Raw genomic sequence first — 12,463 nt, forward strand, 5'->3', positions numbered from 1 at the left:
CATTTAGCAACCGCTTACTCGCCGCCAGCGGCTTGGCTTTCAGTGTTCTCGTAAATCAGCAACGGCTCAGATTCGCCTTTGATCACTGATTCATCGATCACCACTTTACTCACACCTTCAGCCGATGGCAGTTCGTACATGGTATCCAGCAATACTGCTTCAACAATCGAGCGCAGACCCCGCGCACCGGTTTTACGTTCCATCGCTTTGCGGGCAATCGCCTGCAGTGCGTCGTCACGGAATTCCAGTTCAACATTTTCCAGTTCCAGTAAAGCTGCATACTGCTTGGTCAGCGCATTCTTCGGCTCACGCAGAATTTGAACCAGCGCAGCTTCATCCAGCTCGCTCAGAATAGCAGTCACAGGCAGACGACCGATGAACTCAGGAATCAGGCCATATTTCACCAGATCTTCCGGCTCAACTTTCTCGAACAGATCACTGAGCGTACTGCGTTTGTCTTTTGAGCGGACTTCCGCACCGAAGCCAATGCCTGAGCTGGTTGCAACACGCTGCTCAACCACTTTATCCAGACCCGCAAAAGCACCACCGCAGATAAACAGGATTTTCGACGTATCGACCTGAAGGAATTCCTGCTGAGGATGCTTACGTCCACCCTGAGGCGGTACCGATGCAACAGTCCCTTCGATCAGCTTCAGCAATGCCTGCTGAACCCCTTCCCCGGAGACATCACGGGTAATTGAAGGGTTGTCGGATTTGCGGGAAATCTTGTCGATTTCATCGATGTAGACAATACCGCGCTCTGCTTTTGCGACATCATAATCACATTTTTGCAACAGCTTCTGGATAATGTTCTCGACATCTTCACCAACATAACCCGCTTCGGTCAATGTGGTTGCATCTGCCATCGTAAATGGCACATCCAGCATCCGCGCCAGCGTTTCAGCCAGCAACGTTTTACCACTCCCTGTCGGGCCGATCAGCAGGATGTTACTTTTGCCCAGTTCAACACCATCACTGGTGGTATCCCCATTGCGCAGACGCTTGTAATGGTTGTAGACAGCTACAGCCAGAACTTTTTTCGCGTGATCCTGGCCGATGACATAATCATCTAAATGCGTGCGGATCTCTCTTGGCGTTGGCAGTTCACTCCCATCGCGCTTTGGCATAACTTCTTTGATTTCTTCACGAATAATGTCGTTACACAGGTCAACGCACTCATCGCAAATATACACAGAAGGGCCAGCAATCAGCTTGCGAACTTCATGCTGACTTTTACCGCAGAAAGAGCAGTACAGCAGTTTTCCACTACCACTCTCTTTTCGCTTATCTGTCATTCGCTAACCTCATTTTGGGTTTCACCCATCTTTGCCTAGTTTTGAGTGTATAACAACTCTCGTCATTTTGCTGTCACCTTGCCCACTCAACACGGACACTGTGCATCATCCTGACTCGTTAGTCACGCTTATTCAAAACGGCATCAACCAGACCATACTCTGCCGCCTGTTCAGCGGACATAAAGTTGTCCCGGTCCGTATCTCTTTCAACAATTTCCAGCGGCTGTCCCGTATGTTCAGCCAGCAGATTATTCAAACGCTGTTTAATCGTCAGAATTTCCTGCGCATGAATCTGAATATCAGACGCCTGACCCTGGAAGCCACCCAAAGGCTGATGAATCATCACCCGGGAATTTGGCAGGCAGAAACGTTTTCCTTTTGCACCACCAGCCAGCAGGAAGGCACCCATGGAACAGGCCTGTCCCATACAGAAGGTGCTGACATCAGGTTTGATGTGCTGCATGGTGTCATAAATCGACATCCCTGCCGTCACAGAACCGCCCGGTGAGTTAATGTACAGGAAAATATCTTTGTCAGGGTTTTCTGATTCAAGGAACAACAGCTGTGCCACAACCAGATTCGCCATCTGATCCTCAACCTGACCAGTCAGGAAGATCACACGCTCTTTCAATAGCCGGGAATAGATGTCGTAGGAACGTTCACCACGAGAGGTCTGCTCGACCACCATAGGAACCAGCGCATTCATGATTGGCGACATGGCATTATTATCTTGGTAGCTCATAACCTTATTTCCCCAAAAAAATTAATGGCCCGAATGATTGACTCATACGGACCATTGTTAGCAGAAGATTTGAAACGAAGTCAAATCTTTACAGTCATTTCAGTCAATTAAGCAGCAGGTTGCTGTTGGTTCATCAGCTCATTGAAGCTAATTTCTTTTTCTGAAATCTGTGCTTTAGCCAGCAGAGCATCAATCGCTTGTTCTTCCAGAGCAACATTACGCATGTTGTTCATCAGCTGCTCATTCTTCTCGTAGTATGCAACAACTTCAGAAGGATCTTCATAAGCAGATGCCATTTCAGTGATCAGCGCCTTAACACGCTCGTCATCTGCTTTCAGTTCTTCGGCCTTGATCACTTCGCCCAGCAACAGACCCACAACAACACGACGCTTCGCTTGCTCTTCGAACAGCTCACGTGGCAGCTCAGGTGCGTTGTTTGCATCACCGCCAAAACGCTGAACGGCTTGCTGACGCAGGGTGTTCACTTCCTGATCAATCAGTGCAGCAGGCACGTTGATGTCGTTTTGCTCAATCAGACCGTTCAGAACCTGATCCTTGATGCGGCCTTTGATAGCCTGCTTCAGTTCACGTTCCATGTTCTTACGAACTTCAGCCTTCAAACCGTCAACAGAACCGTCTTCAATTCCAAACTTCTTCACAAACTCTTCAGTCAGCTCAGGCAGTTCCTGTGCTTCAACTTTGTGCAGTTTAATTGCGAATACCGCAGCTTTACCTTTCAGGTTTTCTGCATGGTAATCTTCAGGGAAAGTCACGTCGATGCTGAACTCTTCACCTGCTTTTTTACCCACGATACCTTCTTCGAAGCCAGGAATCATGCGGCCTTGGCCCATCATCAGCGGGAATGCTTCAGCTTTACCGCCTTCGAACTCTTCACCGTCGATTGAACCGGTAAAGTCCAGGGTCACACGGCTGTCTTCTGCAGCAGCAGTATCAACTTCAGTCCAGCTCGCTTGTTGCTTACGCAGGGTGTCCAGCATTTGTACAACGTCTTCATCTTTCACTTCAGCCGCTGGTTTTTCAACTGCGATTTTGTCCAGACCAGACAGTTCGATTTCTGGGAATACTTCAAACGTTGCTTTGAACACCAGATCTTTACCTTCAGCCATATCAACTGGCGTGAACGTTGGTGCACCCGCTGGGTTAATTTTTTCCTGAACGATTGCTTCGATGTAGTGACGCTGCATCACTTCACCCAGAACGTCTTGACGTACAGATGCGCCGAACATGCGAGCAACCATCTTGATTGGTGCTTTACCAGGACGGAAACCGTCGAAACGACGTGTTTTAGCAATTTGCTTCAGTTGAGCTGTTACAGCATCTTCGATGTTCGCAGCAGGAACAGTGATCGTAATTTGGCGCTCTAGGCCTTCAGTGGTTTCAACGGTAACTTGCATTTTCATAAACCTCAAAACTGACTCAGGTTGACTGAGTTATTTTGCCCCTCAGCGCGCTGCTGACGTTGGCATCCTTTCGTGTTACGGCATTGCACACCATAACGCCTGAATTCTGTCAATTTCAGTCTCACTGCCAACGACAATGAGTGTGAAATTAAAGCGCGGTATTATAACGGGCCCACCTGCATTCGTCGAGGCGTCCGGACCATACCTAGCGCAAACCTTACGACAAGATAGGGACTGATTTCGTATTTTCAATAGAAAACCCGAAAAAATTGCCGTGATCATGCGCTTTTTTATCCAAATGTAGATTCAGTGCAGGAAAATTGAACAGGTTCGCCACACATACTGAAATCGAATATTTCAGAACACGGTGAGTTGAATCGAGAAATAGCGGGAATCGAAAAAGAGATGGCGCGCCCTGCAGGATTCGAACCTGCGACCACATGCTTAGAAGGCACGTGCTCTATCCAACTGAGCTAAGGGCGCATCGATAGGGAGATGATACGCGGCATATCGCGTAACGGGAGTGGATTATACGTTGCCTGAAAACAAGGTCAACGGGAAAACGTGATTTTCCGCTGTCCAATGAATCAAGCGGTTAAAGTTAAGACAGCGGAAGCAGAAAATCTGAGCTTTATCGCTGGATTTACGATCTTCAAATCATGAGATCAAGCACGAAACAGATGATTTCATTCTGTTTGTGTCGGTATTCCCGGCAAAACTCTCGCAACAAAAATGACGGCTCACGCAAAAAGCAAACGTTTGCGCTATGGATTTCCCCCGTCGTCTCTGCGACAATAGCGCCGCTCAGTTTATTTCTGCACGAAGGAAAACCATGGCCGCTCAAATCATTGATGGAAAACTCATCTCCCAAACTGTCAGACAAGAAGTTGCTGCACGCGTCAAAGCGCGCACCGATGCAGGCTTACGCGCACCCGGGCTGGCTGTGATTCTGGTGGGTCAGGATCCTGCTTCTCAAATCTACGTTGGCAGCAAACGCAAAGCCTGTGAAGAAGTCGGGTTTATCTCCCGTTCATTCGATCTGCCCGCGAATAGCACAGAAGACGCGCTTCTGTCGCTGATCGATGAATTGAATGCTGACAGCAGCATTGACGGTATTCTGGTCCAGTTGCCGCTTCCGGCTGGCATCGACTCTACCAAAGTGCTGGAGCATATCACCCCGGAAAAAGATGTCGATGGTTTCCATCCGTATAACGTCGGTCGCCTGTGCCAGCGCATTCCTAAACTGCGTTCATGCACGCCGAAAGGCATCATCACCCTGCTGGAGCGATACAACATCCAGGCGCGCGGCAAGCATGCGGTCATCGTGGGCGCTTCAAATATTGTCGGTCGCCCGATGACACTGGAACTGCTTCTGGCAGGTGCGACAACAACAACCTGTCACCGTTTTACTCAGGATCTGGAAAGCCATGTCCGCCAGGCGGATATTCTGGTGGTTGCTGTCGGGAAACCGAATTTTATTCCCGGAGACTGGATCAAAGAAGGCGCGACCGTGATTGATGTCGGCATTAACCGTCTGGATAACGGAACACTGATCGGGGATGTCGAATACGATGCGGCACGTCAGCGCGCCAAACACATCACCCCAGTCCCGGGCGGTGTGGGCCCCATGACAGTCGCAACGCTGATCGAAAATACGCTGCTAGCCTGCGAACAGTTTCACGAAAGATAAAATCGCAGCCCACCGCAAAAACCAAAAAAGCGAGGTCTCCCTCGCTTTTTTATCATCTGAAATCTGATTCTCCAGAGAATCAATTATACCAATCAAAGTCAGTCAGTGATCAGGAATAGCGTAGAAAAAATGTTTGAGAACAAGGCAGATTTTTTAGATAAGTCCTGATTCTACAATCAAAAAATCTAACGCAGTTATCGAGCATTTGAACAAGCTAGGATGACCAATGATTGACTGCGATTGGTATTATTTCGCGACACCTTTCAGGTAAGCCGCAAATACTTCACCCAGTTGCGGGTGACGCAGGCCATACTCGACGAATGCCTGCATATAGCCGAGTTTGCTGCCACAGTCATGGCTCTTGCCTGTCATGTGGAACGCATGCACAGGCTGCTTGTCCATCAGCATCGCAATGGCGTCTGTCAGCTGAATTTCGTCACCGGCACCCACTGGCGTCTTCGCCAGAATATCCCAGATCTCAGCAGGCAGAATATAACGGCCGACAATTGCCAGATTCGATGGCGCTTCATCTTGCGATGGTTTTTCAACGACTTGTGACATGGGTGCTGACTCACCTGGTTCGATCTGCTCTCCATTGATATCCGCGACACCATAACTGGAAACTTCCGACATCGGCACCGGCTCAACCATGACCTGGCTGACACCTGTCTCGTTGAACAGGTTCACCATCGCAGCCATATTCTCGCGACGCAGGTCGCTGGCCGCATCGTCCAGAATGACATCCGGCAGTACAACGGCAAAAGGAGCATCGCCAACCAGCGGACGCGCGCACAAGACAGCGTGGCCAAGGCCTTTAGCCTGTCCCTGACGGACATGCATGATGGTCACATCACTCGGGCAGATATTCTGGACTTCATCCAGCAACTGACGCTTCACACGCTTTTCCAGCGTCGCTTCCAGCTCAAACGAGGTGTCGAAATGGTTTTCGATCGAATTTTTCGAAGAATGTGTAACGAGCACAATCTCTTTAATGCCTGCGGCGACACACTCGTTCACCACATACTGAATCAATGGCTTGTCCACAATCGGCAGCATTTCTTTAGGAATTGCCTTCGTGGCAGGCAGCATCCTGGTTCCTAAACCGGCTACAGGAATGACCGCTTTACGAACTGGGGAAGTCTTTTGCATTGCATTATCCATGTAAGTTGTCATTGTCTGCCGCAATATAACAAAGATGCATGATGACAGCGAGGTATCCCGAAGGTAAAAACGTGACCTGCACCACTATGACAACGGATTACGGCAGAAAGGTATGGCGGGGCGGACAATGCGGCTCAGCGCCGCACGATATCCGCATTATCGACGCTGACTTTCACTGGTTTGCCCAGCAGATGAATCAGCATGAAAGAACGCTTTTCGCCGTCCGGCTCCTGATAAATAGCTTCCAGGCCCTGAAACTGACCTCGCTGAAGCTCCATTGATTCACCAGGCTTAGGCAGATTCGACAGTTTTTCCTGATGCGCTTCACTGTTTTCATTCCTCATCAACTGATGCAACAATTCTGGCTGCACTTTTTGGGGATATGGCCCCTGACGAATGAAATCAGCCACACCACGGGTTGAACGTACCGTTGTATAGCTGACTTGCTCAGGATCGAACCGGACAAACATATAATTGGGAAACAGCGGTTCGTTCGCCGTCACGCGTTTACCACGAACCAATTTTTCTACCGTCACCTGCGGGTAATAACATGTGACGCTCTGGCGTTCCAGATTGACTACTGCGCGCTCTTGTTCACTCCGCTTGCAATATAGTAAGAACCAATCTTTCATAACGCCTCTGCTCAGGTAACTTTTCACTCATAGTGATTATATGGCGAGAGACCCAAACCTCAACCGATTCCATTGCCAGATTCAGTCTCGCAGCGAATTCATGTGCGCTTTTGCGCCAAGCTGTTGAAAAATCAAGCTAAGTGAGTTTTTTATCGTTACTGAAACCTTGTTTTTGCTTTGACAACCGGATGGTCTTCAGCATCCTTCATGGCTTCTAAACGTTGAATCGTCACACTGAAATTTGTGGTCCCGATTTTACTCAGTGACAACCGAGCCCCAGATGGCGGCAAAACATGCTCACTGACCGGGTTTTTCCGAGCACCCTGGCCCAGATATTCTCCCGCAGCCATAGTTCGTTCACCTTCACTCGTCTTGAGCATCGCTTCAGAACCCACGGAAATCACCGACAAATTCCGGTCACAGGCATCAAAAATTCCGAACAGCCCCCGAACCGGCACTGCATAACCGGATTGTTGCATCCCTTGTTCGATCGCTGCCAGCATACTGTTCAAATCATTCTCAAACGCCATGCGTTTTCGCAGATAGTCATTGAACAAGGCGCGAATCAACAGCACGGTCGCAGCACCACGACGTCCACCGGATTCAGCATCTAACAGATAAAACGCCAGGCGTCCGTCCATGAGCCAGGTGTAATCCAGCAATACGGGCAGAACCTCTGCAGATTGCAGCACACAGTAATTGAGTTGCCAGTCCCCCTGTCGAGACTGCGTTTCCGGCATCAAACCCACCAGGAGTTCCCGGGCAATGTCAGGATTGGACTCCAACTCCTCAATATGCCATTTCAACTCGTCATCAACAGCGGTGTCATGTTGCAACAACTGACTGGAAAAATCTGAGTACTCAGCACTATTGTCCTGAGCTTTCAGCACAGACATCAAGGCTGCTTTCAGCACCATGATGTTATCGAGTGGCTTCACCAGAAAATCTTTCACACCATGCCTGAGTGCATTCGCGACATCAGCCATCTCACCGGTGCCGGAAATCACAATCACAGGGACCATGGGATACTGCAGCGAGACTTCTTCCACAAATTCCATGCCGGTCAGCACAGGCATTGCCAGATCACATAATAAGATATCCGGAATGCCGTCACGAAGTGCGCGCAAACCAGCAAGACCATCTTCAGCCTCTCGGGTCTCGCAACCCTGAGACTGCAGAAATCCAGTGATCATCCGGCGAAAAACCGGGTCGTCCTCAACAATGAGAACTTCTTTACCTTCTAACAATGCGTATGCCCTCCAGGTTGCAATGGGCCAAGTACACAGAATAAAATTCTGCAGAGCAGCGGTTTCCTTGTGGATGAAATCGTCTGACGTGTCAATCACACGCTAAGGGCTTCCCTTTAGAATAGGCGCTAAACCCTGCAACGTCAGGCTTGAAGACCCGCTCTCAACTTTAGTTTAGTATTCTGCTAGCTCGCTCAACATCTGGCCCTGTCCGTTGGTGGTTCTCAACGCCATCACCACCACTTAATTCGATACTCGAAATCTTAACCTCTTCACATTGAGTATTTTGTTATACAATTCCCACTTTCCCATATCGATCTCAACATCGCCTATGAAGTTAGATGATTTAAACCTGTTCCGGATCGTCGTTGAAGAAGGAAGCTATACAGCAGCCTCCAGAAAATATCAGGTTCCTGTCGCAACTTTGACCCGACGCATTCAAGCACTGGAAGACAGCCTGAATCTGCGTTTGCTGAATCGTCATGCCCGCAAGCTGTCTTTGACGGAAGCCGGTCAGCAATATTATCAGCTGTGTACGCCACTGCTGCAGCAGTTGCTGGATACCGCTGAACACATCCGGGATGAATCCAAGGGTGCCAGCGGGCGTCTGAGAATTGCCGCACCAACCAACCTGAGCAAAGTGATGCTGCAACCCATGCTGAATGCATTTATGCAGGAACATCCGGCCATCAGCATCGAACTCTTCCTCAGTAACGAACCTGAACAGTTAGATCCTACCGACTGGGATGTGATCTTTCGTGTCGGCCCGCAGCGTGATTCAGCGCTCATCGCCAGAAAAATTAATGCCGTCGAAGACATTCTCGTCGCCAGCCCGGACTACTTACGCCGCCATCCGGCGCCGACCCATGCCCAGGAGTTGTCGGAACATGCGCTACTCAAGGGCTCACCTCTGCTTCGCTGGCGGCTGTCGAACAAAAATGGTGAAACCATCACGGTGAATGAGAAAGGTCGGTTCGAATCCAACCAGCTCAATGTGGTTCGTAAAGCCTGTGTGTCCGGTCTGGGCATCACGCTGATGCCAGATGCGATGCTGGAGAAATACATTCAGAGCGGAGAATTGATCCGTGTCCTGGAAAGCTGGTCAGCCAACCCGAGAAATGTTTACCTGCTGTATAACCACAAAGATCATCAGCCAGAAAAACTGCGCCTCTTCATTGAATTTGCCAGTCATTACTTCAGTACGTCCTGAATACTGAGCCGAGGTCTGCCAACCTCACATCTTGGGAATGCTTGGTGATTCACAATCTTGCCAAGCGCCCGAAGCCCGACTAAATGTTATAGAGAAGAGAACACAACGGGTGTCCGGATCAACACTGAAGTGTTCTGAACAACAACCTGTAATACGTTGTGCATGACGCACCCTAAATAACGAGGATAGGTTATGATTCTGGGACATTTATTCGGGCTTTACACTCATCCCAAAAAAGAGTGGAAAAACATTGATGAGCAACACGAAGGCGTGCAAAGCAGTCTGAGTCACATTCTGCTGATTGCATTGTTACCCCCAATTTTTGCCTATATTTCCAGCGTGTTCATTGGCTGGCGAGTGGGTGCCGTTGACCCGATTTTCCTGACACCGGCCAGTGCGCTGGGGATGTCGGTGGCCATGTATTTTGCGTTGATTGGCGGTGTGTTTGCACTCGCTTACCTCACTTACTGGATGAGTCATACCTTCGGTTCAACCCCAACCTATACGCAGGCACTGGAATTAGCGGCCTATACCGCGACCCCACTCTTCATGATTAGCGTCGCGGCACTCTATCCGCAATTGTGGTTTCTGATGATGGCTGGCCTGGTGGGCATTTCTTACTCTGTTTATCTGCTCTATACCGGTGTGCCGATTCTGATGCACATTCCTGAAGAGCGCGGCTTTATATACGCCAGTTCCATTGTGACCTGCGGGCTGGTCCTACTGGTGTCAATCATTGCTGGTTCTGTGATTCTGTGGAATGTCGGGATTGGGCCGCAATTCAGTCATTAAACGCCAACCGCTTCAAACCGGAAAAAGCAAAAAGGCAAGCTCGCGCTTGCCTTTTTCAGCTGGTTCACAAGGGGCGGATTATACGCCTTCGTTGTAGAGTTCCAGATTCGCCAGTTCCTGCTGAATCTCGCGCTGTGTTTTTGCATCTTCACTGCGCAGCGTTTCCAGGTATTCCAGATATTGCTGGTTCACATCACCTGTCACGTAATTGCCGTTAAAGACAGACGTTTCGAACAGCTGGATATCCGGATTGCCTTCTGCCACCGCTTCAACCAGGTCTTCCAGATCCTGGAAAATCAGGCCATCGGCACCAATCATCTTACAGATCTCGTCCACCTCACGGCCATGGGCAATCAGCTCATTCGCACTCGGCATATCAATCCCATACACATTCGGGAAACGGATTTCCGGCGCTGCCGATGCCAGATACACCTTATTTGCGCCCGCTTCACGAGCCATTTCGATGATCTGCTCTGATGTCGTCCCACGCACGATTGAGTCATCAATCAACAGGACATTCTTGCCTTTGAACTCTGAGCTGATGGCATTAAGTTTACGGCGCACCGACTTCCGGCGTAACTGCTGACCCGGCATGATGAAGGTCCGTCCAACGTAACGGTTCTTCACAAATCCCTGACGGTAAGGTTTGTCGAGGGTACGGGCAATTTCCAGCGCACTGTCACAGGAAGTTTCCGGAATTGGAATGACAACATCAATGTCCAGATCATCCCATTCCCGTTTAATTTTTTCGCCCAGCTTTTTACCCATGTTCAAACGGGCACTGTAGACAGAAATCTTATCGATGAAAGAATCCGGGCGGGCAAAGTAAACAAATTCAAAGACACAAGGATTCAGTGCAGGGTTCTCGGCACATTGTTCTGTGAACAGTTGGCCATCAAAGCTGATATAGACCGCTTCGCCCGGCGCAACATCACGCATGAAGTGAAAACCGACCGCGTCCAGCGCAACCGACTCTGAAGCCACCATGTATTCCACTTTGCCGTCGACTTCGCGTTTACCCAAACACAGCGGGCGGATACCGTGCGGGTCACGAAAGGCAATCAGGCCATGGCCAATCACCATGGCAACCACAGCGTAAGCACCACGCACCAACTTATGCACAGCACGAACTGCAGAGAAAATATCATCAGAAGTCAGCGGATAGTTCGTCGCACCTTCCAATTGGTGGGCCAGCACATTCAGCAGGATCTCAGAATCCGACGACGTGTTCACGTGACGGCGGGCCTGCTCAAACAGAGAGTCCCGGATGTCGGCGGCATTGGTCAGGTTGCCGTTGTGTGCCAGTGTAATCCCGTAGGGGGAGTTCACATAAAAAGGCTGAGCCTCTGAGGCACTTGAGCTTCCCGCGGTCGGATAACGGACGTGGCCGATCCCGACCGTCCCTTGCAGGCGCTGCATGTGTTTTGCTTCGAACACATCACGCACCAGGCCGTTCGCCTTGCGAAGACGAAAACGATTGCTTTCCAGGGTAACAATACCCGCGGCATCCTGGCCACGATGTTGTAACACGGTCAGTGCATCATAAATAGACTGGTTAACCGGGGTGTTTCCCACGATTCCGACAATACCACACATGTCTTAAATCCTCGTTATGGATCATCAATAATTGCATTGAGTAACAGCGTGTTATCCCTGAGCCTGTACAACTCGCTCAGTTCAATGTCTCCCTCGCTGTTACGCAATACAACTGATATAAATCCGGCGCTATAACGCGCCGGGAAGAAAACTCGAACTCTCTTTCAGATAAGAGAAAAACCACTCAATCACCACACCAAACTGCGGAATTAACTGAGACGCCTGCCACCAGTCGGACGTCGGAAACCCAGTGAAAGCATCGAGGAAAAATAACAACGCAGCAATGATCAGCACACCGCGTACGCCCCCGAACACCACACCCAAAACTCGGTCAGTCCCGGACAAGCCCGTTTTCTGCACCAGCTGCCCGATCACATAATTGACCACTGCGCCCACAATCAAGGTCGCAATAAACAACACAGCAATCGCACTGCCATTCCGGATGAGTTCATCCTGAATGTTGGTAAAGTATGCCGCCAGCTCCTGATAAAAATTGCTGGCTACAAAAAAGGCGGCAAACCAAATCACCAGTGACAACGCTTCTTTGACAAAACCACGGATCAAACTGACCAGTGCAGAGAAGCCAATCACCCCTAAAATGACAAAATCAATCCAGATCATCTTCTATATAATTCTTGTTGTTGGCGCGTATTCTAACAGAAAAAATCAGAACGCAA

General features: G+C 49.6%; 11 protein-coding genes and 1 tRNA gene. 3 read left to right on the forward strand and 9 right to left on the reverse strand.

Annotated elements, in window-relative coordinates:
- Positions 1 to 14: 14 nt before the first annotated feature.
- The 4 genes from clpX to Q4579_RS12975 all read right to left on the reverse strand — a co-directional run bounded on the left by clpX (position 15) and on the right by Q4579_RS12975 (position 3,941).
- Positions 15 to 1,295 carry an ATP-dependent protease ATP-binding subunit ClpX gene (gene clpX / locus Q4579_RS12960; protein ID WP_211647438.1) on the reverse strand — a complete coding sequence of 427 codons (1,281 nt, stop codon included), beginning with the start codon at positions 1,293 to 1,295 and terminating at the stop codon, positions 15 to 17.
- A 118-nt stretch (positions 1,296 to 1,413) separates the two neighbouring features.
- Entirely contained in the window at positions 1,414 to 2,037 is a 624-nt protein-coding gene (clpP, locus tag Q4579_RS12965; protein ID WP_303564799.1) for an ATP-dependent Clp endopeptidase proteolytic subunit ClpP, read from the reverse strand.
- Positions 2,038 to 2,144: 107 nt separating this feature from the next.
- Positions 2,145 to 3,452 carry a trigger factor gene (gene tig / locus Q4579_RS12970; RefSeq protein ID WP_303564801.1) on the reverse strand — a complete coding sequence of 436 codons (1,308 nt, stop codon included), beginning with the start codon at positions 3,450 to 3,452 and terminating at the stop codon, positions 2,145 to 2,147.
- Between the two features lie 412 nt (positions 3,453 to 3,864).
- Positions 3,865 to 3,941: transfer RNA gene (locus Q4579_RS12975), tRNA-Arg, on the reverse strand.
- 349 nt (positions 3,942 to 4,290) lie between these two features.
- Between Q4579_RS12975 and folD the strand changes: the two genes are divergently transcribed.
- A complete protein-coding gene (gene folD, locus Q4579_RS12980; protein WP_303564802.1) occupies positions 4,291 to 5,148 on the forward strand; it encodes a bifunctional methylenetetrahydrofolate dehydrogenase/methenyltetrahydrofolate cyclohydrolase FolD in 858 nt (285 codons plus the stop codon).
- A gap of 246 nt (positions 5,149 to 5,394) precedes the next feature.
- On the opposite strand, the gene galU is transcribed toward folD, so the two are convergent.
- The 3 genes from galU to Q4579_RS12995 all read right to left on the reverse strand — a co-directional run bounded on the left by galU (position 5,395) and on the right by Q4579_RS12995 (position 8,188).
- On the reverse strand, positions 5,395 to 6,297 hold the full coding sequence (gene galU, locus Q4579_RS12985; RefSeq protein ID WP_303564803.1) for a UTP--glucose-1-phosphate uridylyltransferase GalU: 903 nt from the start codon (positions 6,295 to 6,297) through the stop codon (positions 5,395 to 5,397).
- Positions 6,298 to 6,443: 146 nt separating this feature from the next.
- On the reverse strand, positions 6,444 to 6,941 hold the full coding sequence (gene rfaH, locus Q4579_RS12990; RefSeq protein WP_303564804.1) for a transcription/translation regulatory transformer protein RfaH: 498 nt from the start codon (positions 6,939 to 6,941) through the stop codon (positions 6,444 to 6,446).
- A gap of 155 nt (positions 6,942 to 7,096) precedes the next feature.
- Positions 7,097 to 8,188, reverse strand: a complete 1,092-nt coding sequence (locus Q4579_RS12995; RefSeq protein WP_303564805.1) for a response regulator — start codon at positions 8,186 to 8,188, stop codon at positions 7,097 to 7,099.
- A gap of 331 nt (positions 8,189 to 8,519) precedes the next feature.
- On the opposite strand from Q4579_RS12995, the gene Q4579_RS13000 reads away from it, so the two are divergent.
- Together Q4579_RS13000 and Q4579_RS13005 are read left to right on the forward strand one after the other, a co-directional pair.
- Positions 8,520 to 9,398 carry a LysR family transcriptional regulator gene (locus Q4579_RS13000; RefSeq protein WP_303564807.1) on the forward strand — a complete coding sequence of 293 codons (879 nt, stop codon included), beginning with the start codon at positions 8,520 to 8,522 and terminating at the stop codon, positions 9,396 to 9,398.
- 192 nt (positions 9,399 to 9,590) lie between these two features.
- On the forward strand, positions 9,591 to 10,190 hold the full coding sequence (locus tag Q4579_RS13005) for a Yip1 family protein (protein WP_211647430.1): 600 nt from the start codon (positions 9,591 to 9,593) through the stop codon (positions 10,188 to 10,190).
- Positions 10,191 to 10,268: 78 nt separating this feature from the next.
- Here Q4579_RS13005 and purF read toward each other — a convergent pair whose 3' ends face one another.
- Together purF and cvpA are read right to left on the reverse strand one after the other, a co-directional pair.
- Positions 10,269 to 11,786, reverse strand: a complete 1,518-nt coding sequence (purF, locus tag Q4579_RS13010) for an amidophosphoribosyltransferase (RefSeq protein WP_303564809.1) — start codon at positions 11,784 to 11,786, stop codon at positions 10,269 to 10,271.
- Positions 11,787 to 11,915: 129 nt separating this feature from the next.
- Entirely contained in the window at positions 11,916 to 12,407 is a 492-nt protein-coding gene (cvpA, locus tag Q4579_RS13015; protein WP_303564810.1) for a colicin V production protein, read from the reverse strand.
- Positions 12,408 to 12,463: the final 56 nt, after the last annotated feature.

It is taken from the genome of Photobacterium sp. 1_MG-2023, from assembly GCF_030547945.1.
Classification (GTDB): domain Bacteria; phylum Pseudomonadota; class Gammaproteobacteria; order Enterobacterales; family Vibrionaceae; genus Photobacterium.

Excerpts from the sequence above, each read along its gene's own strand:
- clpX (WP_211647438.1), bottom strand. The coding sequence starts at position 1,295 with ATGACAGATAAGCGAAAAGAGAGTGGTAGTGGAAAACTGCTGTACTGC.
- clpP (WP_303564799.1), bottom strand. The coding sequence starts at position 2,037 with ATGAGCTACCAAGATAATAATGCCATGTCGCCAATCATGAATGCGCTG.
- tig (WP_303564801.1), bottom strand. The coding sequence starts at position 3,452 with ATGCAAGTTACCGTTGAAACCACTGAAGGCCTAGAGCGCCAAATTACG.
- folD (WP_303564802.1), top strand. The coding sequence starts at position 4,291 with ATGGCCGCTCAAATCATTGATGGAAAACTCATCTCCCAAACTGTCAGA.
- galU (WP_303564803.1), bottom strand. The coding sequence starts at position 6,297 with ATGCAAAAGACTTCCCCAGTTCGTAAAGCGGTCATTCCTGTAGCCGGT.
- rfaH (WP_303564804.1), bottom strand. The coding sequence starts at position 6,941 with ATGAAAGATTGGTTCTTACTATATTGCAAGCGGAGTGAACAAGAGCGC.
- Q4579_RS13000 (WP_303564807.1), top strand. The coding sequence starts at position 8,520 with ATGAAGTTAGATGATTTAAACCTGTTCCGGATCGTCGTTGAAGAAGGA.
- Q4579_RS13005 (WP_211647430.1), top strand. The coding sequence starts at position 9,591 with ATGATTCTGGGACATTTATTCGGGCTTTACACTCATCCCAAAAAAGAG.
- purF (WP_303564809.1), bottom strand. The coding sequence starts at position 11,786 with ATGTGTGGTATTGTCGGAATCGTGGGAAACACCCCGGTTAACCAGTCT.
- cvpA (WP_303564810.1), bottom strand. The coding sequence starts at position 12,407 with ATGATCTGGATTGATTTTGTCATTTTAGGGGTGATTGGCTTCTCTGCA.